Source organism: Streptomyces sp. NPDC045846, assembly GCF_056431605.1.
On the sequence record NZ_JBWKKJ010000019.1, the window covers coordinates 57559 to 81374 of the forward strand.

A 23816-nucleotide genomic window follows, 5' to 3' on the forward strand; every position below is an offset into this window, starting at 1 on the left:
ACTGTCTCTGGAGAGTGGGCCGGTGCATCCCAGGATGCCTGGACTTGACACGAGCATCTGGACGGCGGACACATACGCGTACGGTCATCCTTGGGACCCGGGGTGTACAAGCCCACCTGCATGAGTGCCAGATACGGTGCCGATCCATCTCCGGAGCACCCGGGGCCAGACCTATATGTTGCCGCACCATGGCGCGTTGCCAACGGCGATCCCCGGGCTACTCCGAGCTGTAGTGGCCTGCGGTCCACGGCGTGAACATAGTCGCGAGCTCATCCCCGGAGAAACCGGGCATCACATTTCGAACGATATCGCACCAGCCGGACCGATCGGGTCATTCCCGGACACCCGGGGTTGCACCCGAAGGTCATCGCTATTCCTGAGGTGCATGTCGGTTCATCCCCGGCCATCCGGGCTGACGCATGTCGATATGACCCATGGAGGATCGCCTCCGGTTCATCCCCGGACGCCCGGGCGGATAGCCGATGAGCCGCAGTCGCAGCGATGAAAGTTGGTTCATTCCCGGACGGCCGGGGGCTGGACGCTGCCAGCATGGCGGCCGCGCCCTTCGACAGGGTTCTTCCCGGACGCCCGAGCTGCACAGGAGTAGCTGGTCGGCGGGCACGTACGCGTACGGTTCATCCCCGGACACCGGGGCTTGCCCTAACCGCTGGCGCAGACCTGAAGACGTGGATCGGTTCATCCCCGGTCGCCCGGGCTCGACCACGCAGTGAGCTTCTTGTTGAGCTCTTCGTAGGGTTCATCCCCGGTCGCCCGGGCTGGACGTCTCAGCGGGCCGCCACAGCTCGATGCCATCCGGTTCATACCCGGGCGCCCGGTCTGCACGAGCGCATGGAGCAGTCGCCGCGCAACCAGAATGGCTCATCCCCGGGCGCCCGGTCTGCACTGGACGAAGGGCAGTGGCGGCGACGCCACCGGCGGCTCATCCCCGGGCGCCCGGGCAGCACATCATTCTGGCGATCGTGGCATCGGGCATGATCGGCTCATCCCCGGGCGCCCGGGCTGCACTCTTTCTGGCCTGCGGTGTTGTGGGGGCTTTGCTCTTTGTTGGTGTGGCGGGCGAGGACGAATCCCGCTCCCCAGGCTCGGTTGTGGCCGAGGCCGGTGGCGAGCATGGTGGTGAACGCGTGGGGGTTGGTGATGGTTACGGTGGCGTGGAATTGGCGAAGTTGGACGGGTTCGTAGTGGTGTGTGGGGGTGTTGTTGCGGGTGTGGCTGTGGTAGGTCCATTCGCCGACGTGCAGGGTGATGTCGTGGGGTTGGAGGGTGCAGCCGGCTTTGGTGAGGCGTTGGTGGAGCCAGCGGGCGGAGTCTTCGGGGGTGGTGAGGTGGCTGCGGTGTTTTCCCTGGCCGTTGCGGGTGATCTGGGGGCTGGCGATGGTGCGGATCTGGGCGGTGTCGCCGGTGGTCCAGGTTTGTTCGACGAGTTGGGTTCGAGCGGTGGTGATGTCGCCGTGGTGTTGGAGGGGGGTCCAGTTGGGGGGTGAGAGGGTTTGGACGAGGAGGGCGTAGGGGCGTTGGGCGGTGAGGCGGCCGGGGCGCCTGCGGTCGGTGGTGGCGGGTTGGCGGGCTGCGGCGTAGAGGGTGCGGCCGTGGCGGTTGCCGGTGGTGGTGACGGTGCCGAGGCCGCGTTCGACGAGTTGGTGGAGGCGGTGGGCGTCGCGGCCGGCGTCGGAGGCGGTGTCGGTGAGGGTGAGGGCGCTGCGATAGACGTGGAGTTGGGCTCGTTCGGGGTGGGGCATGCCGAAGTCGAGCAGGTCGTGGGCGGTGAGGGTCACCAGTTCTCCTGGGGTGCGGGGGGTGGGGTGGTGGTGTGGCTGGTCATGGCGAGGGTGCGGTGGCCGCGGTCGGCGTAGCGGGTGGGGGGCTGTTCGGGCAGGGCCGGGGCGGTGGGGTCGAGGGTCTCCTGCCAGTACTGGGGGTGGTGGGTGGTGGCTTCGTGGAGCAGGGGGATGTGGTGGGGCCACTCGGTGTCCCAGGTGGTGGTGCCGTGGGGGATGAGGCGGGCGGGTGGGCAGCAGCGCCGTCCCAGGTGCAGGAGCCGGGCGGGCCGCAGGAGGGCTTCGTGGACGGTGTCGGTGAGCTGTTGCGGGCCGGTGAGGCCGGCGAGGAACGCGCCGTCCACGATGTAGGTCTTGTGGCCTTTGGTGGTTTTGCGTGTTGCGGGGGCCCATGAGGCTTTGGGGGGTGTTCCGGGGGTGGCTTCGCGGGGGGCTGCGTAGATGAACCGGTCGGGTTGCTGGGCCAGTTCGGGGTGGGTGTGGAGGGTGAGGGTGTCGAGGGGGAAGGTGCCGGCGCCGGCGGTGTAGTCGTCGTGTTCGAGGTGGCCGGGCCGGTCGGCGCGCACGGTGAAGTGCAGTGCGGCCAGGTGGCTGGTGTCGTCGGTGCGGTCGTGGCCCAGGGCGTTGGCGACGAGGCCGATAACGCCGGATTTGGTGGGGCGGGTCAAGGTGTCGTGGTGGGACTCGAAGGGGGTGTGGGCGGCCCAAGCCTGCATGGGGCCGGACAAGCGGAGCAGGACGGTCGGCATGGGCTCAGTCGTCCTCGGGGGCGAGGGTGGGCGGGAGCTCCGGGCAGGATTCGCCGGCGGGGGAGAGCCAGCGGGCCGTGCCGCCCAGGAGCGGGGTGTGGCGCTGGGCTCGGCGGAGGTATCCGGCCAGGCGTTCGGCTCCGGCGACGGCGGCAGGGGGCTGGATGGACTGCTCGAAGTAGGCGGCGGCGGTGAGCGGGTGGTCGGTGGTGGCGGCGATGACCAGGCCGGGCGGTACGGCTGACCCGGTGCGGGAGCGGGCGGAGGAGGGGATGGCGTAGGCGAGGGCGGTCAGGAAGAGCTGTTCGCCGAGCCGGGCCAGGTGTTCGGCTTCTTCTGCCGGGGCGCTCTGGGCGAGTTGCCGGCGCAGGGCACGGCGGTCGAGGGCTGCGTACTGGTAGAGGGTTCCGGAGGCGAGGAAGGTGGTGCCCTTGCCGGCGGCTCCGAATACGCCGAGGTCCTGCCAGTCGTCCTTGGCGGTCCAGTCGTCGCTGACCATGGCGATCGGGTCGATGCTGAGGGCGTGGGCGACCTGGGCGGCGGAGTAGAGGGCGCCGTCGGGGAGTTCGGCGAGCATGCGGCCGAAGATGGCGAGTTCGACGGTGATGCCAGGGGCGAGGGCGGCCTGGGCCCGCTTGCGCAGGGTTGCGGGGGTGCCGTCGGGGGCCTTGAGGCCCTTGTCGGTGGATCGCCTGCCGCCGCTGGAGCCCTCCTCCTCCGCTTCGGTGTCCGCGTTGCTGCCGTTCCTGGCGCTCTTGGCGCGGGCCTTGTCGATGGCTTTTTGCATGAGGCCGCGCAGGTCGGTGGTGTCGTCCCAGGTTTCGGCGCCCAGCTCGCCGAGGCGAGCGGGGGCCTGTGCGGGAACGTAGGCGATGGCCCGGGTGCGGTTGGGGGCGGTGTCGTCGACGAGCATGCCGGAGGCGGTGACCATGAGCGCGGCCTGGGCTGCGGCCTCGACTTCGTCGTAGCCGAGCTGGGTGAGGCGGCGGGCGATCTCCTGGGGCAGGAGGCGGGAGCGGGCGGCGTGTTGGGCGGTTTCTTCGGTGTAGGTGCGGAAGAAGTCGCGGGCGGCGCGGACCTTGGACTGGGCGGAGACCCGCATACGCAGCGCGTTCCCGTACTGCAGGGTCTTGGGCAGGTTGGAGAAGTCGCGGTTGAGGCTGACGCCGGCGAAGGTGGTCTGGGTGTGCAGGACGGCGAAGTTGCCGGGCTGGTCGGTGATGTCGATGAGCCGGGAGTCGGTGGTGATGTCGGTGAGGGCCATCAGGCGTGGTGTCCGATCTCGGTGAGGGGCTGGCTGGTGTAGAAGAGGGCCGCCCACCGCTCGCGGGTGGCGGGGCTCCAGGCGGTGAGGTCGTCGGCGAGCGCGGCCCAGGCGGGCGTCATGTCGTGGGCTGCGGCGTAGCGGACCAGCGTGGTCAGGGCCGGGAGCAGCAGGCGGGGGCGGGTTGCGGCGAGCATGTGCTGCATGAGGGTTTCGGTCTGCGGGTGGCGGGGTCCGTAGGAGGTACCGCTGCCGAAGGCGCGCATCAGGCGCGGCAGCGGGGCGTTGCCGTAGGGCGGGGCGTGGTGCTGGGCGTGGACCGCATACAGCGCGGCGGTGATCATCGCCGGGTCGCGCTGCTCGGCCGTGAGGCTGCGGGTGATGGTGTCGACGGCCTGGTTGGCAGGGGTGGGTGAAGCCGCCCACAGGCGCAGGCTGTTCATCAGGCCGCGCCCGTGTTCGCCGGCCCGGATGCCGTGCAGGCGCCGCTCCAGGAGCTGGCCGGGAGTGGCCTCGGTCGGGTCGAGGGAATCGGCGGTGACGAACAACGACATGGGCGGGCTTCCCTTGGGGATGAGGGCACGGTGGAAGTCGGCGCGCGCTGCGGCACGCTGCTGCGGGATGGCGGCATCGATGCGGAAGGCGCGCGCGGCGAGGCGGGCGCGCTCAGCCTGGTCGCCCTCCAGGAAGGCGGGATCGGTCAGCAAGGCCGCGCCGCACCCGTCCTCCCACGTACCGGCGCTGCCTCGGGTCTTCCAGCGCAGTGCCGAGATCCACGCGGCGGCCTCGCCCGCTGCCGGTACAGCGAGGACCTCGGAGGGAAGCGGGACGTCCCGCAGGACCAGGACCTTCTTCTTGTCGGTGGCCAGGCCCACGGCGCGCATGGCCGGCGGCGCGCATCCCGTCGGGGCGCAGGCGTCGCGGATGAGGTGCGGCAGGGTGCCCGGCCCGGCATGCCACCAGCGCTCCACCATCGAGACGGTGTCGAGGGGGGTGAGCGGGGCGGTGGCGGGCAGTTTCTTGCCCGTTGCGGTGAAGATGCGGTCGGCGGTGCCGGGCTGCCCCGGCTCCTCGGCGGTCCGCTTCCATCCCTGTACGCAGTGGGCGCGCTCGACCAGGCCGTCCGGGGTGGGCAGGAGCAGGATCCGGCGCGGCAACCAGGTCAGCGCATCCAACTCGCCCCGTGGCGCAGGGGGTCGAGTCGCGGTGCCGCGCGGGCGGTGGGTCCAGTTCGCCTCGCCGAGCTCGGTGACCGGGATGGTGCGCCAGGCGAGCTGTGTGGCGAGTGTGCCGTGCGGCTGCCAAACCAGCCCGCCGCAGGCCGGCGCCTGGCTGCCGTAGTTCGAGCCCGGCCCGTAGTCGGCACCCGATGCGCGCAGCCGGCCGCCGACCACCCACATCTGCTGGGTGAGCAGCAGCCGGGCGGCCCGGTCGGGCGGCAGCGCGGGCAGGCGAACATGGAGGTGGCGGTGGTCGGCGAGCAGCGGCCGGCCCAGCGCGGCCGCAGCCGTGAGGTCCAGATAGTGCACCGGCACCGTGCACTGCACGTTCACCTGGTGCAGCGAAGCGTCCTGGAACAGCGGACGTTCGGGATGGAACAGCGCGGCGCCCTCGGCGTGCTCCTCCAGCCAGACTCCGGCCTTCGACCAGTTGGTGGAGGCAGCCTCGACGCATCGCCACGCGTACTCGCCAGGATCGGCGGGAGCCAAGCCCGCTGCGTACGCGACGGCGGTCAGGAAACGGAGTACGGCCGCGGACTGCAGCGGGTCGGCGATGTCGAGCACCAGCTGCTCAGCACGGCCCAACGCCTCTGGGCCGCTGACGAGTTCACGGATACCCGCCAGATCACGCACCGGCAGCCACGGGTCGCGGCCAAGGGAGAAGGACAGGTCGTTCACGAGGCATCCCCGGTGATCTTCTGGGCGAGGTAGTCGAACATCGCCGCGTCACGGTCGTTCGTGTTCAGGCTCGCGGTGTTGGACAGCGACCGGAACGTCGCCGCCGTCCACTCCTCCTCACCGGTCCCTGCCGCGTACGCATAGATCACGGGAGCGATCTGGCCGTCGCGCTGCGTCCGCCCCTCCGCCTGCAGGGCACGCTTCCCGCCGGTGAGGACATCGGCGATGACGCACACCCGGGGCGTGAGCGTGGCCGAGGTGCCCTGGCCGTCGACGTTCTCCTCACCGGCCTGGGCGTTGATCCCTTCCAGCGCGTTGAGGACCATCACCAGCGCCTGACCCGTCTGGAACGCGATGCGTTTGTGTTCCCGCAGGTGCGGCTCGCGCCCGGTGATCGCCACGACCTGCTGGTTGAGACCTGCGGCTTTCAGGGCGCGGGCGATGTGGACGGCGACCTTGTCGATCGACTCCCTGAACCACATCGGCACCACCACCTGCCGGCCCTGGCGCACCTGCTCGACCACGAGCCGCGCCACGTACGGCGCCTTTACCAGCGATGCCTTCTGTACCCGCCGCAGCGCCGCGACCCGGTAGGAGCCCGGCTCGCTCCCTTCAAAGACCGTCAAGCCCTCGCTGCGCCGGAACTCCTGCCAGCTCAGGTCGTAGGAGGCACGGTCCTGCGCGGACAGCTCCAGGGGCAGCACGTCACGCTGCTGGACCGGCAGGTTGAGCTCGGACACGGTGGCTGCGGCTCCCACGCCCCCCTCGTACAGCAGGGAGCGCAGGGTGGTGACATCGAGGCGGTTGAGGCGCTGGTACCAGCGGCCCGAACGGTCCGCATTGAGCTTGAGGCCCAGGTCCATGAGCCACAACCGGTAGTCCGCACCTTCCGGCGGTGGATCGACCTTGGCGGCGTAGGCGATCAGGTCTGCCGCATAGGCGCTCTCCAGCGGGGCGGAGAACGGGGTGGCCGAGGCCCACAGCGTGAACGTGCGCCCGCCATCAGGGCGTTGCTGCAGGCGGCGCACGATGCGCGAGCGCCGGGCATCGGCGTTCACGAGCATGTGGCACTCATCCACGATGATCACGTCCCACTCCACCCGGGAGTGACCTTCCGCCGCGGCCAGGCGGGCGGCGTCCTCGACGGGCATCGCATCCAGGTTCACGCGGGGATGATCCAGCAGCCGCCACAGACGCTCCGGGTTGGTCACTACCCACCGAGGAGTACTGGTGGCGAATCGGCCAATGGCGGCGCGCCAGGCGGGGATCACCGACAATTTCGTGACCACCAGGATGCGCCGCGCGCTGCGCGTCAGCATTGCCTCGGCGCCCCGGATGGCCAGCGGAGTCTTACCCGACCCCGTAGGCAGGACCCAGATGTATCCCGGCGCACCGACCCGCCGCGCCTCCACCGGACCGCGGACAAGCTCGCGTTGATAGTCCCGTAGGGGAACAGGCCGCACGACGCGGGAAGGAGAAACCATCCCGTTGAGCTCGTCCTGGACGAAGGCCTCCCAGGAATAGGGCGGTGCCGCGTACGGTGCGAGGCCGCGGGGCAGGCCGCGCCCGTGCTTGTCCCCGAACACGTTCACCAGCCACCCGGAATCCCGCCGCACTCCCGGGTAGTAACCGCCCCCAAAGCTGGACAGGACAAACTGAGAGGGGCCGGCCGCGGGCGTCGGCAGCGTGTCGCGGCGGGTGACGGTATTCGCTCCCCGGTACCGCTGGCCGCTCTCCAGGGCATGGGCGCGGGCATGGCTTTTCCGGGCGTGGTTGGCAGTCATCGCAACGTCTCCAGGACAGAAGGGCAGTACGCGATCCTGTGAATCCGCGCGGCCATCTGCTGTCGGCACGATGCGGCAAAGGTCAAGACACGCTGATGCGAGGCACCTTGGGGAATTCCTGCATGCGCGCCATGTTCACAGGCCATGACGCTTGGAATTCGGTAGCTGCGTGAAGCCGTGCAGCAGCCTACACCCGGCGAGGCACACAGCGTGAGTTGTAGTTACACCATGTAATGATCTCTGCTGATGGTCGGGCTCCCGCACTCTGCGCCGCGGCGAGCCGAAGGCGGCGACAAGAAGCCCTGTCATAGCGGGGTCGGGCCCGCAAGAACCTCCCCATCCACGCCGCCCGCCCCTGCGTGGCGCTTCCTGGTTAACCCTCACCCGGACGCCTATGAAGGCACCGGGGTCCAGGCGGTCCACCTGGACCAGTAGCTACTCCTGCACTGCTCCCCGGGCGCCGGCGCTGGGGTTGGGTGCTGGACGCGACGGCGTCGCGTCCGCCAGGGAGAGGTACCGCGACCTGGAGATATGCGACGTCTGCGCGCCCTGGGGGAGTCTTGGCATCAGCGCCGCGCCCCCGCCCGGCCGCGACCGACACCGATGACCCGTGAACCACACCGACGAGGGGCCCCTGGCGGGCGGTGATTCCCCGAGATCAACCACGCGCGAAGGGCGCGACCAGTGAATGCGGATGCGCTCGGCCTTCTTACCGGAACTCCGGACTCGCGGAGGCAGTGCTGTACGCCCGCGCCGCACGATGCTCCGCTCACCACCTCGCTCCCGGGGTAGCGGCCTGCCGCACGACCAGGGCACATCAACGGCGGCTGGAACCTGCGCCTGTCCCCGTAGCGCGTCACAGCCCGGCTGGAGGCTCGTCCAGGACAACGGTCCGCAGGGGCCGGTGTGCGGTGCCGGTCTCGCATCCGCGTGCGTGGTCGGCCTGGGCGTCCTTCAACTCGGCTTCGTGTGTGGCGGGCTGGTGGAGGTTGGCGCTGTCGGGGAGGTTGCTGCCGCGGCCCGGGTCTTGAAGTCTTCGATGAGGTCGCGGTGTTGGTAGACGATGTCGCGGCGCAGCCGGCTCTCGGTGATGAGTCTGGTCACGGTGAGCTTGCCGGGTGCGGAGTGCAGTGCGGTGCCGGTCAGCAGCCGCTTGGCGGCGGCTTGGATGGCGGAGCGTTCAGCCGCCCGGTCACGGGGTTTGCGATCCACAGCACCCTCCCTCCGAACCAGCCCCGACAGGATAGTTGGCCTGTCCTGGCCGTCGATGGTAGTCCGCCTGGCTTGGATGCGACTGATCGGATTGCGACTGGCGGCTACGCCCCCAATAGGGAAGCCCGCACCAGCACCGTCAATGACGGTGTCGACGACCCGGCCGATGACGTCGAAGGCGACCTTCATGGTCTTCTGCATCGCCTTCGATTTGGTCGCCATGGCGACGACCTTCTCGATGAGTGGGGCGAAGAGTTCGAGCAGCATCGCGATGACGTTGCCCTTCATGGCCTTGTTGAGGCCCTTGAACTCGCCGTCGGCCTTCTTGAGCCCGCCCTGGAGCTTCCCCATGGAGACCCCGCCGGTCCCGGCGTCCTTGCCGACCTTCCCGATGGACTTGGCCGCCTGGTCGGCGGCGGTCTTCATCCCCTTGAGTTCCTTGGCGGACTGCTGGGCGGCCCCCTTGATCCGCCCCACATTGGTGTTGGCCGTACCGGCCTGCTTACCAAGCGCGCCGGCGGAGCGGCCGGCGCCGTCGATGCCTGTTTTGAATCCCTTGAGCGAGCCTGAGGCTCTGGTTAGGGATTGGACTGGTGACATGGTTCACCTTGTATGGCTCGGTGGACGGTATTTATCTGACCGATCTCAGCCCAATGCTCGTGCGAGATTGGTGACCCGCGTCTCCAAATCGCGGATGCGTGCCGCCTCGTTTCCCATCACAAGAGTGGCCGGGCGACGCGTTGCCTCGCCCGATCGGACCTGATTGCGGACCGCTTGTTCATTCCTTTCGAGTTGACTCACTCGTGGGATGACGCTGTCGTTCACGATGCGGAAAAGGCTAAGAAAGTGATTGTTTCCCTGGCGCTGGAGGTCCTCAAGTCGGTCGATCCGAATTATTTGGGCATCAAGAGGATTGGCTGCCTTCTTCCACAGGAATCCCCATTTGTTCCGCTCAAGATTGAATCGTTTTTCTAGCACGCTGTCGAAGTTGAAGAGCTTGGGCAGCCCGAACGAGAGAATGCTGGTCACTTTGGTGACGGCGATGATCGCGACCCACTTGGTCCAGTTCACCTTCCGGTCGGTCCAGTTGACCGACGGTTCGTTCGGTGTCTCGGGCGGTTTGGCGGCCTTCTTGGCCAGCTCCTTCTCGACCTTGTCGAGCCGCTCCTCGAGCTCTTTTGTGGTCATGACTGACGGTGTCCTCCTTCGGTCGGAGGGTTTGACGGGCGGAGGCTTGCGGCCTTAGTGTGAGCGTTCGCTAATTGCCGAGTCTTTAACCTAATGAGGGGGTTTCTTGTGGGTCTCGGGTGGGTGGTTCTGGCCGTTGGGTCGATCTGGCTGTTCTTTGGGGTTGTACTCGCCGTTTCGGATCTGTTTGCCTGGCAGAGGAGGGTGGTCGTGCCAGCTCGCTGTACATCGTTGAATGGGGAAGAGGGCGGCGTGGTGAGGCATCTGTTGGAACGGAGCCCGATCGGAGGTGAGGAGCCCCTCGTGCTTCTGCGAACCAAGGGGGCGCGGGTCGACGCTGGGGCTCCCGTAAAGATTTCGTACGACCCGAAAAGGCCGCATAGGGTGTTCATTGCCGATGAGCATCCACGCCTTGAGCACATCTCTGCCGTCGCCTGGTCGGCAGTTATCGGCCTGCTACTGATCCTCGCCGTGCTCATAAGCCAGGTTGCCTGAGGCGCGGTCACCGAAAGAACTCGAACAGCTGCGTCGCGGAGGGGAGGCCGACGGCATGTACGGCGTTTTCTTCCGGTGCAGGTTCACCGGACGGAGTTGACGGCGCAAGCCCCGGCCGGGGCACAGCCTCCGGATATTCCAAAGACTCCGCGTCCTCGCCCGAATTGATCGTCGCCGTCATCCAGTTGGCCACCGCCAGGTGGTCCACCGTCGCGGCGAGGAGGCGGGTGGAGGCGTTCCACTCCGCCGCCTCGCCGTGCAGGTCGCGGTTGACCGCGCTGTCGCGTGGCAGGTGCTTGACCAGGACGGCGAGGCGGCGGGACGTCAGGGTGCCGCGGTGCCAGTCGAGGAGGTCGACGGCGTAGTGGCGCAGCAGATCGGCTTCGAGAGCCTCGGCGTGTTCTTCGACGAACGCGTCGAGGCTCAGTCTTCCCCCAGGCCGAGCCCGGTCTCCTTGCCGTACGCCTCCAGGATCGCGGCGATGTCCTGCATCGTCACGTCGTGTTCGAGGAAGCGCTTGAACTGCTGCTCGCCCAGGAGCAGTCCGAGCAGCCCGTCGACGTCGCTGTCGTCGAGGTCGCGCAGGGCACGCGCCGTGCGACCGTTCTGGCAACCGGTCCTGGGTCGGGAAGTCCCGTGCGGCAGGGGGTTCTTGGTCATGGGCGGAGTTGTGCCGGTTTACGGGGACGGCAGGTGGCCGATGACGGTCAGGCCGACGCCGATGACGCACAGGGTGGGGGAACCGGTGGTCCAGCTGGCCGTGATGGCCAGGAGTCCCGTGCCCCACAGTCGGGGGTGGCGGACGTGGTGGTGCAGTCGGCGTCCCGGTATCCGGCCGAGCAGGAGCCCGTGGATGCCCAGCACCGCCAGCGCCGTCCACGCGGCGAGCATCGTCAACAGCGTCGCCCCCACGACCAGGCCCATGACCACGTGCAGCCTCCCGCCCTCTCTCCCCGTAATTGAACGCGTTCAACACTATAGGGGGTGCGTCGCGTGCCGGTCGGCCCCGGCGTCACCGACTGCCGGGGCCGCCCCGAATGCCCGCAGGCGTTTGCCCTCCCGATGCCCGCGGGAGGTCTACGCTGAGCACCACGGGCCCCCTTCGGGCTCCGGAACGCCCGTTCGTGGGGGCGCAGTTGTGGCAGTGCCGCTGGGTGCCGGGGGCGGATACTGTTTTGACTACCCGCCGAAGACTCTGACCCCGTCCAAGAGGCTGGTGGAACCTCCACCGCTCAAAGGAGACATGGCAGTCTCCGCCGTCGCGGTGCGGCCGCGGTTGTCCGAAGATGCTGCCCCGCCTCGACGAGATCGAAGTCGACCTTCTGGCCCGCCGAGCCCGAGCCGAAGCAGAGGGGTGGCTCGGTGAGATCGAAGGGATCGACTGTCCTTCCTGCGCCAAAAGCGAGACCAGACTCGTCTACTCGCCAGGGTCGCACCGGTTGACCTCGGCATACCCGGCATCGCACCGCGATCAGCGCCCAGGCGAGAATGAGGGCATGTATTGCGTGCAGGCGGTCATCGCTACTGAATCCGTGCTCCGCGAGCTGGCCGGCTCCACCATAGAGGCGTGCATCGTTCCTCTCGGCCAACACCTCTGGCTCCTGCCGATGACCGACTCGCTGTTCGATGCCGTCACGGCCGCCGGAGCATCTGAACTCAACGGGTTCTGGAAGGCTCCAGCGGGCTTTGATCGCCTGCTGACCGCGTGCTCGGAGACAGGACCGGTGGCCTACATCGAGGCCGACTACTTCGGCGGGGCAGGGACCCAAACCGCACAGGTCTGGGATGGAGGGAAGATAGCTCTCGGACCGTTGCACCTGGCCGAAGGGGAGTCGTTGCCGACGACCGGCACTCCGATCTCTCAGGCGCTGCGGCGACTCGGTGCTGCCAAGGGCAATCACGTCGACGAGTTCGCCGCAGTCGGACTCGGCCGCCACCGCGACACAGACGACTGGCTCTCGCCCAGGAACCGGTAAAGCTCCGACGAGCAGACCACTTGACTTGGTGCAGAGAAGGTTCCTGCACGCGGTCGAGGTGCCCTGGGATCGAGCGACGCGGGTGGACGCTCGGGATTTCAGCTGCTGGATCCAGCTGACGGTCAAGCCGCGCGCGACCGCGGCCAAGCGGCGGCCGACCCGCACCGTCGGCGCCCCGAACGAGGTGACCGGGGAAACCACCCTGGAGCCCGGCTATGCGCCGTCGACCGTCGCCCACAGCGAAACGGTGCTGCGCAGGTTCTACGACCTGCACCGTGATGCCGGATCCGGACCGCTGCTCAACCCGTTCCCGCTCGACCTGGCGCGTCGCTCCGGCCGCGCGCACGCACACCACAACCTCGCCGGCGCCGAAGATAAGCTCGCCCAGATCGACAGGCAGTCCCAGAAGGCCACCATCAGCCTCGGCATGCCTACGACCAGGAGTGGGGACCCTGAGTAGCGATGCGCATCGAGACGAACCGGCCCTCGATATGAGCACGTGGACGCTCGACCAGCTGCAAACGTTCATCCATGACGCCCACGGCCAGCAACTCAAGACGGCACGCTTCGCCGCGCAGGGACAGGCCTACAACTCCAGCCATCCCCTGGAAGCCCGTCGCCAGTGGACGAAGCTGTCGCTGCTCGCGAACCGGCGCATGCTCGACAACGCCGAAGGGCGCTCTGCGCGGGTGGCCCAGCAGGACTTCATGCTCCGGACGTGGGTGATCGACCGACTGGGCCCCGACGACACGGACCTCGACTGGAGTCCCGAGGCGCTGGCGTCCGACACGCTCGACACACTGACCTTCACGCCCACACAGGCCGCCGGTCTCGCCGAGGGCTGGCGCGACCTTCCCATCGAGCAGATCCGCGAGCTGAGGCGGCACAAGAACCTGACAGCCCATCTGGAAAGCCTGGTCGGCCACCTGACTCCCGGCCCGGTCCGTGAGCGACTTGTCGCCTGGGCCGCGACCCGACCGCTCCTGCCTTGACCAGCCCCCAGCAATCAGGTCGCCTGAACTGCCTGGCTTCCAAGCGAAGTTCGGATAAGCAGGCGTGCTCGTGCTAGCGGGGAGTGCTGTGGGGCCAGCCGCAGGAACCGAGCTCGACCTTGCGGCGGTCGAAGTGCCGTGCCCCTCGAACTCGGTCCACTCGTCCGAGGTGGTGTCCCGGTATTCGTCTGTGGGACGGATCTGGCGCCGGTCCGGAGCCAGATGAGGGTTGCTGCGACGGTGACGGTGCCCAGGTAGACGTATGCGCGCTTGTCGTACCTCGTGGACACAGCTCGGTAGTTCTTGGGCTTGTTGATCGCCCGTTCCACGGTGTTGCGCTTCTTGTACAGCTCCTTGTCGAAGCCGGGTGGGCGACCTCCCGCCCGGCTCCGGCGTACGCGGTTCACGGCCTGATCGCTCTTCTCCGGGATGACGTGGCGGATGCCTCGTTGCCGCAGGTAGCGGCGGGTCCGGCAATTGCTGTATGCCTTATCGGCGCTCACGCTGTCTGGTGTAGTGCGCGGGCGGCCCGGCCCGAGTCGAGGCACCCGAATGCGTTCCATGACTGGCTCGAACTGAGTGCAGTCCGCCCGCTGGCCTGCCGTCAGCAACAACGAAAGCACGCGGCAACGCCCGTCGGCACTCAGGTGCATCTTGGTGGTGAAGCCTCCTCGGGAGCGACCGAGCGCCTCGCCTCCTGCACCATCTCCGCCAGGCGGGCGCACAGTCTCACCCACGGTCTTTCGCTCTGGTGTGCCATCGCGACCGCCCCTTTTGATGCGGCAGGCGGCGGAGTTTTCCGCGCGCCGACCGCATGCTGGTGGGCACGGATCGAGGTGGAATCAACCGAGACGTCCCAGTCGGTCCCGCCCTCGGCATCGGCCTGGGCCTGCGCCTGCTGGAGTAGTCGTTCCCAGGTTCCGTCGGCCGACCAGCGCCGGTGTCGCTCGTAGACGGTCTTCCAGGGCCCATAGCGTTCAGGCAGGTCACGCCACTGCACCCCGGTTCGCACCCGGTGCAGGATGCCGTTGACTACCTGACGGTGATCGCGCCACCGCCCACAGCGGTTGTTGCCCGTGGGCAGGAGCGGCTCCAGAAGTCGCCCCTCCGCCTCTGTCAGATCCCCCCGACCAGTCACGCAAGATTCAACGAACCAGTGGGCGACATGGCTACGGTCAGCACCTGCGATACCACCACGCCAACTCCGGGTCCTCTGTCGGCTCGTGATGCGTTCGCCCGAGAAGTACCGTGTCCAGGCGCTCCACCTGCACCCGGAGTTCGCCAGCGGCCCTGGGCGGAAGCATGAACAGCGCATCCTGCAGCTTGTCCCGGGCCCAACCCTCGCCGCAGCAGGGGCAGGTGAACTCAGCCTCCCACCGCCTCCACCGGCGCCTCTTGCCGTGGACATGCACGGACCACACGCTCAGCGCCACTGCCACGGTGCCCGGAGACAATCGCTCCCGTTCGAGCACACGGACAGCGGCATTCGCCGCTCCCGACAGACCTGGGACATCGCGATACCGCACCCAGGGTCTACTCCGGCCACGTTCCCGCGGCCGGAGTGAAGCTGGTGTTCTACGAGGCACGGCCCCTTCGTATGCAAGTCATGGACGGCATCTTCCCACAATCCAAGATCGGCCGGACAGAACCCTACGCACCCGAGTTCTATGCCCTGCTCACCGACCGCTTCGGCCTGGACGGCACCCAGCACGTTCTCGACCTCGGCGCAGGCCCCGGCATCATCGCCCTCGACCTCGCCCCGCTGGTCGGTGAAGTCATCGCCGTCGACCCCGAGAAGGGCATGCTGGACGAGGGCCGCTGTCTGGCCGCCAAGCACCACATCACCAACATCACCTGGCGCGAAGGCGACTCCACCACCCTGCCGGCGATGAACACCGGCCCCGTGCTGCTCACCGTCATGGGCGCGGCCTACCACTGGATGGACCGTGCCCAGGTCGCCCGGGACCTCGACCAGATCATCGAGCCGGGCGGAGCGATCGTCCTCGCCTCCGGCGGCGCCCCCGGCGACCTCGAACCCACCCCCTGGCGCAACATCGTCGACGAAGTCCGCACCCGCTACCTCGGGCCCGAACGCCGGGCCGGCTCCGGCACCTACTCCCACCCCACCGAGCGCCACCAGGACGTCCTCGCGCGCTCCCCGTTCTCCCAGATCGACACCGCGAGATGGGATCACACCCTGACCCGCACCCTGAACGAAGTCATCGGGCTGCAGTTCTCCTACAGCTGCTCCAGCACCGTCCAACTCGGCGACCACAAGGACGCCTTCGAACGCGACCTACGGCAGGCGCTCAGCGAGCTCAACCCCGAGGGAATCTTCGACGAAGTCGTACGCACCGAAGCCATCATCGCCACCCGCCCCTGACCGTCGCGCGCTGCTCCGGCCCGCGGCTCCTCGTCACTGCCGGGCAGCAAGCAAGAACCCGTCCCGAGAACTCGGGAGCACATCACCTCGGGCCCATCACTGGCCCGAGGTTCGCCGGCCTGATCGAGCACGTCCACCGGATCGCCGGAAGACCCCCGCGCACGCACTGGTCACCTTCCATGCGTGCGACCTGAACGTCCTGTGTATCGAGGACTACCTGGTCAAGCGGGACTGACATCTCCGCCAGACTGAACCCAAGAGTGCTTTGCCCCTGCGGGAGGCGGCCAGCGCCGTGGTGCTCGACACTGACCGGCGCGTCCTGCTGCTGCGGTACGACGAGAACGGCGGCTTCTGAGCCACCCCCGGCGGCAGCCTGGAACCCGGCGAGACACATCGCGAGGCGGCCCGCAAGGGCTAGGGCGCTTCGTTTGGATCACTGATGGCGGTGGTGTCCTTGAGTCCTGCGGGTAGCCGCGCTGTCAGCACCATGGTCTACGGTGCGACCATGTCGTTTGCCCTGCCCGATGGTCTGCCTCCCGGCCGCTTCCTGTCTTCCGGCCTTGCACACGTATGGGTCTCTGACGAATTTCCTCAAGACGTCGATCAGCTGTGGCCTCGCCTGCTGAGCGAGCAAAAAGCCTGCGGCCTGGTTCCACTCCTGTGCCAGCCCGACGCCATGGGGAGGCCGCTCGGCCTGGACCACGTCGATGCCGTCCTTCTGGAGGAGGCGCTGGCCACGGACTTTGCCGAGTACCGGCGCAGGAGGCTGCCCTTCTGGATGGACCCGACACCGGCCCCGGCGCCGCAGGGAGTCGAGCCATGGCCACACGACCCCGGGCCGCCCTTCGAACAGTGGCCGGGCCTGGCACCTCAGATGCCAGCTGCGTCCGCAGGCCCGATGCCCGAGGAGGCGGCGGCAAGCCTGCTGACCTGGTTCAGCGAGACGGAAGTGTTTGGGCTGGACGAGTGTCGCCTCGTGCTCGTCCCTGCCCGTCGCGGTAGCGATGCTCTGGCGTCGATCGGCTGGTCTGCGGAGGCACCGTTGCCACTGCTGTGTGCACTCTTGCGGAGCTGGGAGGACCGCTTCGGTGCCCAGGTCGTGGTGGTGTTCGGCAGCGAGCTGCACGTGTCGGTCGCGAGGCCGCCCGCTGAAGCAGAGCACGCGAACTTGCTCGCCTTGGAGCACGTGCTCTCGACTGCGAACAACATCGTCGATGATCCGCCCACCCCGTTCCCCGAGTACGCAATGGACCTCGTGGGACGGACTTGCTGGTCGTTCTGGTGGGACTAGGCATGACGGCCGGGCTGCCCCCTCGTTGGTCCGGGCGTGCCGTTGACTGATGCGCAGTGGACGCGGATCGAGCCGTTGCTCCCGGACCAGACACCGAAACGCGGGGGCCGGTGGAGAGACCGCCGTGAAGTGATCGACGCGATCGCCTGGAAGTTTCAGACCGGCTCGCAGTGGGTGCACCTGCCGGAGAAGTACGGCAACTGGCGAGGCGTCTATAACCGGCTGCGAATGTGGGCCCGTTGACGGTACGTGGGAGCGGGTTTTCACATGCTCATCGCGCAGGCCGATGCCGAAGAAGACTTCCGCCGGGGTTGGGCGCGGGTACCCGCGAGGCGCTCCCTTCGGAAACCTGGTGGCCCCGAGGGGCCTGGGGCGAGAAGAATCTCTGGTCATGACCTTGCTCTCTCATTGGCCGCTTGCGGGCTTGCGGTTGACCACGCCGCGGCTGGAGCTGCGGTTGCCGGACCTCGATGATCTCGCAGCGTTGGCTTCGTTGGCCGTCGATGGGGTGCATGACCCGGCGGTGCAGCCGTTCACTGTGGCGTGGACCGATGTCACGCCCGAGGAGCGTGCCCGGAGTGTCCTGCAGTATCACTGGCGCTGCTGGGGCGAGTGGCAGCCGGAGAACTGGGAGCTGAACCTGGTGGCCGTGCGCGACGGCGTCGTCGTGGGCACGCAGGGCATCGGTGGCCGGGACTTTTCGGTCCGCCGTGAAGTAGGCACTGGGTCCTGGCTGGGCATGGCCCATCACGGCCACGGGCTGGGGACCGAGATGCGTGCGGCTGTCCTCCACCTGGCCTTCGCCGGGCTCGGTGCACAGCATGCCGTTTCGGCGGCATACACCGACAATGCGGCCTCGCTGAAGGTGTCGCACAAGCTGGGCTATCGCGAGGACGGCATTGAGCGTCATGCCGTACGCGCCGAGCCCGCCGTGCTGCGCAGGCTCCGCCTGACCGCGGAACAGTGGCAGCAACACCAGCTGATTTCCGTAGAGATGGAAGGGCTGACCGAGTGCCTACCCTGGTTCGGCCTGACGTGATCGTAGAGCGCCATCACCGCAGCGTCGCGGTGCCCAATCCGGGGCTATCTCCACGCCGCTCAGCAAGGCGCAGAAGCTCCTTGGCGGAACAGCCAGAGTCAAGGTCTTCTACCAGGCACAGATTGAGTCCGTGCTCGTCCCGCCGGACCTGAACGGAGAGGAGACAGGAATCCTTCGGGTCGTCGATGCTCGCGGAGATAGTGTCGCCGGTGGTGAACCTGTCATCGGCGAACATGGAACCCGCCTTGTCAGGCGAGCTGTAGAAGCTCCAGTGTCCGGTCGCGGTGTCCGGGCATGACGTGCCTCCCAACATCGCACTGTGCAGGCGTTCCCCTGTCATGGCGAGGTCCTTTCCCAGGTGAAGACGAGCGCCGCCCGGACTGCTCCACTCGCCCGTAAGCGCCGACCGGTCAACCCGCGCTAGGTCTCCACCTGCATCGGCGCAAGCAACGCAGGCCCACGCCAACACGGCGGCCAGAGCTGTCCATCGGCTCACTGAAGTGCTTATCCACATCCTGCCCCACCCCGACTGAACGCGTTCAGAATAGACACCAGGTATAGACGCTCGCACAGCGAGGTCCCTGTCGCAGGGTCAGGAGCCCAGAAGTATGCGCTGGCATAACAGGCTCTGCCGCGCACTCCCTCATGTTCATCCCGTTTACAAGGCCTACCAGCAGTACAGGCGTCAACGCCCAGAGCTGGTACGGTCTGCCAACCCGGACAGCAGGACCAGCCCCTTCAGCCGGTGTCCTGGATGTCAGTGGTCTCATCGAGACTGTCGTCCATGATCAATGCACATGAGGTCGACTGGATGACCGGACACCTGCCCGGACAGGTCTGCGGGGTCCCGGACCATCTCGAGAACATGCTCTGCCCGGACCCCGCCGTACGGGCCACGGCGTTCGAGGAGTTCTACGCAGAGGCCCATGACCAAGGAGCCGTCGACCCGTGCACCGCGATGAGCCTGCCGTTCCTGTTCGCCATGGCCGACGACCCCGCCACCCCCGACCGGGGCAGCGTCGTAAGGCTGCTCCTCAGCATCGGGCGCGAAGCCCTGGGCTGTGACCCTGACACCGTCTATTTCACGGTGAACGGAGTCGAGTCGACGGCTCACGTCGGCATCACCGCCGTGATGTCCGAGCGGGCGGATGCCTTCGTCCGCTACGCGGCGGACCCAGACCCGTTGGTGCGGCGCCCGGCCATCGAGGCCGTCGGTCTCTTCCTCGCCGACGGCGGGCGCGCCGCACGCGTCCTGGCCGAGCGCCTGCCGGCCGAAGACGGCCTCCTCGAGCGGCTGCTCGTCGTGCGAACGATGGCGCGCCTGGCCCTGCGGCTACCGGAGACGAAGACGACCGTGGCAACCTGGCTGGACGAGCTGATCGACGGCCTTCACCACGCCCCCACCGACGCGCCCGTCCAGCTCTCAGCGCTCACGCACCGGGCCCTGATCGATCCAGACCGGCACCCGGCCCATCTCGTGCCCCGCGCGATCACCCTCCTGCGGGACATCACCGCGACCCCGACCGCCGAAAAACCCTGTTCCGGATGCCGAAGATGCACAGCAACGATGCACATCCAGGGACACGAAGCAACCACCACGGAGCGCCCCGTCCACCTGGCTGTCGAGCGGTTCGATCCCGACCACCCGTGGGAGGAGCACTCCCCAATCAGCAGCGTCCTGCGTACCCTCCACACCATCCTGGGCGACCGGCTCACGGACCGCACAACGCTCCTCGTCGCCCAACTGACCAGCCCCGATGCCGCCACCCGGTACGACGCCATCGCCATGGCAAAAGACCTCCCCGGCCCCCTTCCCCGCCCCGTGCTGACCTCACTCCTCGACCTGCTTCCGGACGACTGGGCCGCGGCCCGCATCATCCAGGACGGATTCAGCGCGTGGTTGGGCGGCCGCCTCACCACCGCCCCCGAAGACACCGAACTCCTCCTCAACACCCTCCACAGCCACATGGCCGTCCTGCGCGCCGCCCACGGGCCCAATGTGTGGGCGAGCGACAACGCCGTGGTTCGCGAGGCCTACCAAGAGGCGGTCATGACCCTGGCTGACCATCGCGACCCCCGCGCGCTGCCCGACCTGATCCGCTCTCTCGAAACTCGAGTCGACGACTGGCGGGTCCTCTCGGCGTCGGCAGCTACCCGCAGGCCGCCGACCGACTTGTGCCCCTCCTCGCGAACGGTCTGCGCTGCATCGACTGGGACCGTCCGCACGCCCCCATCCCGGCGAGCCTCTACCTGTCCTGCCTGGCCGAGCTGCAGGACCCCATCGCCATCCCCGTGATCACCGACGCCCTCAGGCGGGCCGCCCGGCACCAGAAGTGGACCGTAGCCATCGACGCCCTCAACGCCCTGGCCACCTTCGGACTCGACGCACAACCCGCCCACACCTTCGTCCGCCCCCTGACCACCGCCCCCGACCACGCAGTGCGCGCCGCGGCCCAAGCCGCACTCGACGCGCTCACCTGCCCCCAAGCACCCCGGCCCGCCGGGCCGAAGCCCGCGAACAGGTATGGACAGGAACCGCCCAGCTGAACCCGCGCGACGCCACTTGCGTGTGCAGGGCATCCCAGTTGTCACTTCGGACCATCCGGCGTGCTTCGTCATATCCGGTCTCGGCACTGGTAGGCCCGCATGTTGAGGTGTCGCGTATCCTCCGGCGGTTTCCAGTTGATCATCCTGAGTGGTCGGTGGTGGGCGCGTAGGGCGGGATCGTCCAGCGCATCGTTGTCTGGCCCGTGGGACCAGGCTGAAGAGTCACGGGATAGACCTGTCCGAAGGTTCGTTCGCCGCGATGTCTCATCGAGTGGTCGCCGCTGCTCCAGTTGATCCCCAGGACGCGGCAGGCAGCGACCTCGACGGCGCCGATCCGAAGTGGGTGGGTCCAACTCGCGCGCTTGCAGCGGTGGAAGTCGGTGTGCTCATCGACTGCAACCATGACGCCCCGGCCCTGTTCATCGCCTTCCCAGTTGGTGAGGGCTTCGCCGAGTTTCTTGGCGTCACCGAGCGGGAGATCGAGCCACCCTCGCACTTGACCGGCGTGTCGCAAGATCAGGTCTCCGCCGAACTGACGATGGGCGGCCTCGGCGTAGGCTCCCCAGTAGGCGACATCGGCAAGGCCGTCGGTTGACGGATGGCCATCTCCCGTCCAGGAGTCCAAGGCAAGCGCGTCGCCGAGCACCATGCCGCAACGGTCGACCGGTAGCTCGCCAAGGATGATGGGCTCGTCCCCTGCCGTGCCGGCCCATGGCAGACCGAGATCGATCTCAAGGACCGCGATGGTCGGTCCTCCGTCGAAGGGCGACGCCGCCGTGCTGGCCCTCACCATCAACGGCCTGTCAGCGGCGGCGCGAACTGCGGCCATCTCACACATCCAGTCGTGGACGTGTCCGCCACCGATCGATGCCGCGGCACTTGCGCGCTCGGACAGCGGCCGGCCCAGCTGCGGCCAGTAGTCGATCCACGACGCCATCCCCAACACGAGGACTCCCGACGGCGCCGTCACGACTTCCAGGTCAATGTCAGTCTCAGCCATCCGGCGATTGAACCTTCCTGCTGCTCTCAGGATCAAGGTCCGGCCGGGTCAGCGCCTGTGGTCACCCGGGGCATACCGGCTGCAGGTTCCGCCAGCCTCGGTGACCAGGCGGGTGGCTGTCTGACCCAGCTTCGGAGGCGGTGACCGCGAGCGGCTGGGTCTGCTCAGCACTGGCAGAGACCACTTGTTCCTGGTGTGCGCTATTCCCCAGCATCCGGCTCTCGATCGGGGAACGCACGCAGCCTCAGCTGTGGCGCTCTGTGGTTGGCGAGCCACCGCATCCGCTTGTCATCCGCCTTGAACCCGGTGCGTGCGGTCTGGGTCCATTCCTCTCGGTCGAGGACTTCGAGGTACGTGGCCCGGAGCGCTTCCTGCTGGGCCGCAGTGCATCCCGCAGCCTCGGGAGGTTTCGTGGTCAGGTGCTGGGTGAGCGCCGCGATCGTGAAGTAGCGCTCGATGGTTGGGCTAAGCGAGCCCACATGGCGCGCATGAGCTTCCAGGACCACTGCCGAGTGGGGGTAATGAGCGAGGGTGAGTCCCATTCCCCCGCAGTCGCTCATGAGATGAAGTAGCCGACCGAGGTGGTCGACCATTTCGCTGTCGGTGTCGAGATCTGCAAGTGCCTCATGGAGTCTCGTGACTTTGGCGACCTTGCCGGCGAAGTAGCTGTTGAGGAAGTCGCCGTCGCAGGCCCTGCGGAGGAGCCAAGGCCGGGCAGCTGGGTCGTCGAGTCTGCAGAGAGCTTCGACGACATAGACACGGCCCCATCCGGTGACTCGCTCGGCGAGCCAGAGGAGGGCTTCCACTCCTGCGGGCTGACTCTCGAAAGCGTGCGCCGCCAGTGGCCCGAAGCGGTTGGACAGCAGCCCGATCGTTTGGATCAACGGTATGTCGTCAGCCGTTCCCACAGCAGCGACCAAGGCCAGTCCAACGGCGACCGAGCATCGGTCGCTGCCGTGCCGGACCAGCCAGCGGCCCGTCCGGCGGACGCGTTCTGTGTCCGCCCGCTCAGCCGCGGCGGCGATGTGCTCGTTGGGATGAATCGGGATGTGGACGTCGTGGAAGGCATCAGCCAATTCGCTGGGATGGGCTGAGGCGCTCGCGAAATGCGCGTCCAGGATGAGCGCCGCGTCCTTGCCGGCCAAGTGCCGGTCCTCAGGTGTGCGCGGGCCTTTGCGATGACGATGCAGGCCGTCATCGGGGTACGGCTCCCCGTCGCGATGAAGCGGCTTCCCGGGAGCCAGCTGATGCAGCCGGAGGGCGTGGTCGAACAGTGTCGTCGGTGGTCCGGGCAGTCCTGTCCCGGTCGTCTCGCTCATCGGCGGACGGAGGACTCGATTCTCTTGATCATGGCAGGGAGCATGCCACGACAGAAGTCGCAGCGACAAGCCCTTGACACGGCGGCGCATTGCACCAAACGCAACAGCCAGGCGTCATGCTCGCCCAGGGCGGGTGACGTCGCGTAAACCGACTGCACCCGCTTTGAACAGGCAATCCATGCCTCAGCGGCACCCAGAAAGCCCTGGACCGGGCGATCGTGCTGCATGCCATGCGGCGGGACGACAAGGTCGGCAGCCTCGACGCTTTGGCGTCCAAGCCCGTCGACCTGACGGGCGAAGAGGTCGCCGCGGCCATGCAGCTGCTGGAGTCGACGGTGAGTCCGCGATCTTGCCCATGGCGTTTCTGACCGGCAGGCTGGGCGGGCCCGCGCTGAGCTTGCCCCAACTGGCCTGGGGAGGCGCGCCCACGCGAGTAGGCCTGCGCCGCCCGGCAGTTCCCATTGCGGAGGCTCAAGTGAGTTACGACGTCTTTGTGTTCCGGTTCGTCAACGCCGAGCAAGTGAGTCTTGAGAAGGAAGCAATCCTTGATGTTCTCGGACCCTATGTGACGACGTGTGACCCGGCGCACCACTTTCTTCAGTTGACGACTCCAGGGGGTGGAGGTGGGGCAGACGTCTACCTCCGTTCTGAGGACAGTGTCATGATCAGTCATTTTGGCGGTGACGAGATCATGAGCGTTATCTACGCGTTGCTCCAGCGCCTGGAGGCTGTTCTGGTACTTCCCGGCGGGACCGTCGTCCTGAGCAGCGAAGCCGGCCGCGCCCACCTGCCCGAGGAATTCAACAACGACTGGTCTGTTGTCGTGGTCTCAACCGGTCCGGAGCTCACCCACGCGATCCGGGCATCATGAACTGACAAC

24 protein-coding genes and 1 pseudogene are annotated in these 23816 nt (G+C 67.7%); 12 read left to right on the forward strand and 13 right to left on the reverse strand.

Annotation, left to right across the window (positions count from 1 at the left end):
* Positions 1-1001: 1001 nt before the first annotated feature.
* From AC07F3_RS36690 to AC07F3_RS36720, 7 genes are all read right to left on the reverse strand, one after another.
* Complete coding sequence (locus AC07F3_RS36690; protein ID WP_479119071.1) at positions 1002-1796, reverse strand: type I-E CRISPR-associated protein Cas6/Cse3/CasE; 795 nt, start codon at positions 1794-1796, stop codon at positions 1002-1004.
* A complete protein-coding gene (gene cas5e, locus AC07F3_RS36695; protein ID WP_479119073.1) occupies positions 1793-2548 on the reverse strand; it encodes a type I-E CRISPR-associated protein Cas5/CasD in 756 nt (251 codons plus the stop codon). The genes AC07F3_RS36690 and cas5e overlap by 4 nt, the downstream gene beginning before the upstream one ends.
* A 4-nt stretch (positions 2549-2552) precedes the next feature.
* Positions 2553-3812 carry a type I-E CRISPR-associated protein Cas7/Cse4/CasC gene (locus AC07F3_RS36700; protein WP_479119074.1) on the reverse strand — a complete coding sequence of 420 codons (1260 nt, stop codon included), beginning with the start codon at positions 3810-3812 and terminating at the stop codon, positions 2553-2555.
* Positions 3812-5710 carry a type I-E CRISPR-associated protein Cse1/CasA gene (locus tag AC07F3_RS36705; RefSeq protein WP_479119076.1) on the reverse strand — a complete coding sequence of 633 codons (1899 nt, stop codon included), beginning with the start codon at positions 5708-5710 and terminating at the stop codon, positions 3812-3814. The genes AC07F3_RS36700 and AC07F3_RS36705 overlap by 1 nt, the downstream gene beginning before the upstream one ends.
* Positions 5707-7494 carry a DEAD/DEAH box helicase family protein gene (locus tag AC07F3_RS36710; protein ID WP_479119078.1) on the reverse strand — a complete coding sequence of 596 codons (1788 nt, stop codon included), beginning with the start codon at positions 7492-7494 and terminating at the stop codon, positions 5707-5709. The genes AC07F3_RS36705 and AC07F3_RS36710 overlap by 4 nt, the downstream gene beginning before the upstream one ends.
* Positions 7495-8448: 954 nt before the next feature.
* A complete protein-coding gene (locus tag AC07F3_RS36715; RefSeq protein ID WP_479119080.1) occupies positions 8449-9306 on the reverse strand; it encodes a hypothetical protein in 858 nt (285 codons plus the stop codon).
* A 45-nt stretch (positions 9307-9351) separates the two neighbouring features.
* On the reverse strand, positions 9352-9894 hold the full coding sequence (locus AC07F3_RS36720) for a hypothetical protein (RefSeq protein ID WP_479119082.1): 543 nt from the start codon (positions 9892-9894) through the stop codon (positions 9352-9354).
* Positions 9895-9987: 93 nt separating this feature from the next.
* On the opposite strand from AC07F3_RS36720, the gene AC07F3_RS36725 reads away from it, so the two are divergent.
* The gene (locus AC07F3_RS36725) at positions 9988-10389 is read left to right on the forward strand and encodes a hypothetical protein (protein ID WP_479119084.1); all 402 of its coding nucleotides are present in this window, start codon (positions 9988-9990) and stop codon (positions 10387-10389) included.
* Positions 10390-10812: 423 nt separating this feature from the next.
* Here AC07F3_RS36725 and AC07F3_RS36730 read toward each other — a convergent pair whose 3' ends face one another.
* On the reverse strand, positions 10813-11049 hold the full coding sequence (locus tag AC07F3_RS36730) for a hypothetical protein (RefSeq protein WP_479119086.1): 237 nt from the start codon (positions 11047-11049) through the stop codon (positions 10813-10815).
* 18 nt (positions 11050-11067) lie between these two features.
* The gene (locus AC07F3_RS36735; RefSeq protein ID WP_479119087.1) at positions 11068-11319 is read right to left on the reverse strand and encodes a hypothetical protein; all 252 of its coding nucleotides are present in this window, start codon (positions 11317-11319) and stop codon (positions 11068-11070) included.
* A 356-nt stretch (positions 11320-11675) separates the two neighbouring features.
* On the opposite strand from AC07F3_RS36735, the gene AC07F3_RS36740 reads away from it, so the two are divergent.
* Genes AC07F3_RS36740 through AC07F3_RS36750 form a run of 3 tightly spaced genes read left to right on the forward strand, consistent with a single transcriptional unit; the run spans position 11676 to position 13357 of the window.
* Entirely contained in the window at positions 11676-12365 is a 690-nt protein-coding gene (locus tag AC07F3_RS36740; protein ID WP_479119089.1) for a hypothetical protein, read from the forward strand.
* 25 nt (positions 12366-12390) lie between these two features.
* Positions 12391-12825: a hypothetical protein gene (locus AC07F3_RS36745; protein WP_479119091.1), complete on the forward strand. Its 435-nt coding sequence runs from the start codon at positions 12391-12393 to the stop codon at positions 12823-12825.
* A 31-nt stretch (positions 12826-12856) separates the two neighbouring features.
* Complete coding sequence (locus tag AC07F3_RS36750) at positions 12857-13357, forward strand: hypothetical protein (RefSeq protein WP_479119093.1); 501 nt, start codon at positions 12857-12859, stop codon at positions 13355-13357.
* 212 nt (positions 13358-13569) lie between these two features.
* Here AC07F3_RS36750 and AC07F3_RS36755 read toward each other — a convergent pair.
* Positions 13570-14495, reverse strand: a pseudogene (locus AC07F3_RS36755) (IS5 family transposase); the annotation flags it as partial.
* 468 nt (positions 14496-14963) lie between these two features.
* Between AC07F3_RS36755 and AC07F3_RS36760 the strand changes: the two are divergent.
* From AC07F3_RS36760 to AC07F3_RS36775, 4 genes are all read left to right on the forward strand, one after another.
* Positions 14964-15740, forward strand: coding sequence for a class I SAM-dependent methyltransferase (locus tag AC07F3_RS36760; RefSeq protein WP_479119095.1), 777 nt, complete (start codon positions 14964-14966; stop codon positions 15738-15740).
* 505 nt (positions 15741-16245) lie between these two features.
* Entirely contained in the window at positions 16246-17031 is a 786-nt protein-coding gene (locus AC07F3_RS36765) for a DUF4253 domain-containing protein (protein WP_479119096.1), read from the forward strand.
* A gap of 36 nt (positions 17032-17067) precedes the next feature.
* Positions 17068-17274 carry a transposase gene (locus tag AC07F3_RS36770; protein WP_479119098.1) on the forward strand — a complete coding sequence of 69 codons (207 nt, stop codon included), beginning with the start codon at positions 17068-17070 and terminating at the stop codon, positions 17272-17274.
* 148 nt (positions 17275-17422) lie between these two features.
* Positions 17423-18070 carry a GNAT family N-acetyltransferase gene (locus AC07F3_RS36775; RefSeq protein ID WP_479119100.1) on the forward strand — a complete coding sequence of 216 codons (648 nt, stop codon included), beginning with the start codon at positions 17423-17425 and terminating at the stop codon, positions 18068-18070.
* Positions 18071-18083: 13 nt separating this feature from the next.
* On the opposite strand, the gene AC07F3_RS36780 is transcribed toward AC07F3_RS36775, so the two are convergent.
* Positions 18084-18410: a hypothetical protein gene (locus AC07F3_RS36780; protein ID WP_479119102.1), complete on the reverse strand. Its 327-nt coding sequence runs from the start codon at positions 18408-18410 to the stop codon at positions 18084-18086.
* A gap of 444 nt (positions 18411-18854) precedes the next feature.
* On the opposite strand from AC07F3_RS36780, the gene AC07F3_RS36785 reads away from it, so the two are divergent.
* Both AC07F3_RS36785 and AC07F3_RS36790 read left to right on the forward strand, forming a co-directional pair.
* Positions 18855-20366 carry a hypothetical protein gene (locus AC07F3_RS36785; RefSeq protein ID WP_479119104.1) on the forward strand — a complete coding sequence of 504 codons (1512 nt, stop codon included), beginning with the start codon at positions 18855-18857 and terminating at the stop codon, positions 20364-20366.
* A complete protein-coding gene (locus tag AC07F3_RS36790; RefSeq protein WP_479119106.1) occupies positions 20363-20617 on the forward strand; it encodes a hypothetical protein in 255 nt (84 codons plus the stop codon). Before AC07F3_RS36785 ends, AC07F3_RS36790 begins: the two co-directional genes overlap by 4 nt.
* A 139-nt stretch (positions 20618-20756) precedes the next feature.
* On the opposite strand, the gene AC07F3_RS36795 is transcribed toward AC07F3_RS36790, so the two are convergent.
* Together AC07F3_RS36795 and AC07F3_RS36800 are read right to left on the reverse strand one after the other, a co-directional pair.
* Entirely contained in the window at positions 20757-21617 is an 861-nt protein-coding gene (locus AC07F3_RS36795) for a hypothetical protein (protein WP_479119108.1), read from the reverse strand.
* Positions 21618-21817: 200 nt separating this feature from the next.
* Positions 21818-22936: a hypothetical protein gene (locus AC07F3_RS36800; RefSeq protein ID WP_479119110.1), complete on the reverse strand. Its 1119-nt coding sequence runs from the start codon at positions 22934-22936 to the stop codon at positions 21818-21820.
* A 218-nt stretch (positions 22937-23154) separates the two neighbouring features.
* Between AC07F3_RS36800 and AC07F3_RS36805 the strand changes: the two genes are divergently transcribed.
* Both AC07F3_RS36805 and AC07F3_RS36810 read left to right on the forward strand, forming a co-directional pair.
* Positions 23155-23304: a hypothetical protein gene (locus AC07F3_RS36805; protein WP_479119112.1), complete on the forward strand. Its 150-nt coding sequence runs from the start codon at positions 23155-23157 to the stop codon at positions 23302-23304.
* Between the two features lie 107 nt (positions 23305-23411).
* Positions 23412-23807, forward strand: a complete 396-nt coding sequence (locus AC07F3_RS36810) for a hypothetical protein (RefSeq protein ID WP_479119114.1) — start codon at positions 23412-23414, stop codon at positions 23805-23807.
* Positions 23808-23816 lie beyond the last annotated feature (9 nt).

What these genes read in the sequence shown, in the direction of transcription:
- AC07F3_RS36725 (WP_479119084.1), top strand. Translation starts at nt 9,988, where the DNA reads ATGAGGGGGTTTCTTGTGGGTCTCGGGTGGGTGGTTCTGGCCGTTGGG.
- AC07F3_RS36710 (WP_479119078.1), bottom strand. Translation starts at nt 7,494, where the DNA reads ATGACTGCCAACCACGCCCGGAAAAGCCATGCCCGCGCCCATGCCCTG.
- AC07F3_RS36795 (WP_479119108.1), bottom strand. Translation starts at nt 21,617, where the DNA reads ATGGCTGAGACTGACATTGACCTGGAAGTCGTGACGGCGCCGTCGGGA.
- AC07F3_RS36780 (WP_479119102.1), bottom strand. Translation starts at nt 18,410, where the DNA reads ATGACAGGGGAACGCCTGCACAGTGCGATGTTGGGAGGCACGTCATGC.
- AC07F3_RS36785 (WP_479119104.1), top strand. Translation starts at nt 18,855, where the DNA reads ATGATCAATGCACATGAGGTCGACTGGATGACCGGACACCTGCCCGGA.
- AC07F3_RS36720 (WP_479119082.1), bottom strand. Translation starts at nt 9,894, where the DNA reads ATGACCACAAAAGAGCTCGAGGAGCGGCTCGACAAGGTCGAGAAGGAG.
- AC07F3_RS36715 (WP_479119080.1), bottom strand. Translation starts at nt 9,306, where the DNA reads ATGTCACCAGTCCAATCCCTAACCAGAGCCTCAGGCTCGCTCAAGGGA.
- AC07F3_RS36750 (WP_479119093.1), top strand. Translation starts at nt 12,857, where the DNA reads ATGAGCACGTGGACGCTCGACCAGCTGCAAACGTTCATCCATGACGCC.
- AC07F3_RS36760 (WP_479119095.1), top strand. Translation starts at nt 14,964, where the DNA reads ATGGACGGCATCTTCCCACAATCCAAGATCGGCCGGACAGAACCCTAC.
- AC07F3_RS36775 (WP_479119100.1), top strand. Translation starts at nt 17,423, where the DNA reads ATGACCTTGCTCTCTCATTGGCCGCTTGCGGGCTTGCGGTTGACCACG.
- AC07F3_RS36800 (WP_479119110.1), bottom strand. Translation starts at nt 22,936, where the DNA reads ATGAGCGAGACGACCGGGACAGGACTGCCCGGACCACCGACGACACTG.
- cas5e (WP_479119073.1), bottom strand. Translation starts at nt 2,548, where the DNA reads ATGCCGACCGTCCTGCTCCGCTTGTCCGGCCCCATGCAGGCTTGGGCC.
- AC07F3_RS36740 (WP_479119089.1), top strand. Translation starts at nt 11,676, where the DNA reads ATGCTGCCCCGCCTCGACGAGATCGAAGTCGACCTTCTGGCCCGCCGA.
- AC07F3_RS36730 (WP_479119086.1), bottom strand. Translation starts at nt 11,049, where the DNA reads ATGACCAAGAACCCCCTGCCGCACGGGACTTCCCGACCCAGGACCGGT.
- AC07F3_RS36700 (WP_479119074.1), bottom strand. Translation starts at nt 3,812, where the DNA reads ATGGCCCTCACCGACATCACCACCGACTCCCGGCTCATCGACATCACC.
- AC07F3_RS36765 (WP_479119096.1), top strand. Translation starts at nt 16,246, where the DNA reads ATGTCGTTTGCCCTGCCCGATGGTCTGCCTCCCGGCCGCTTCCTGTCT.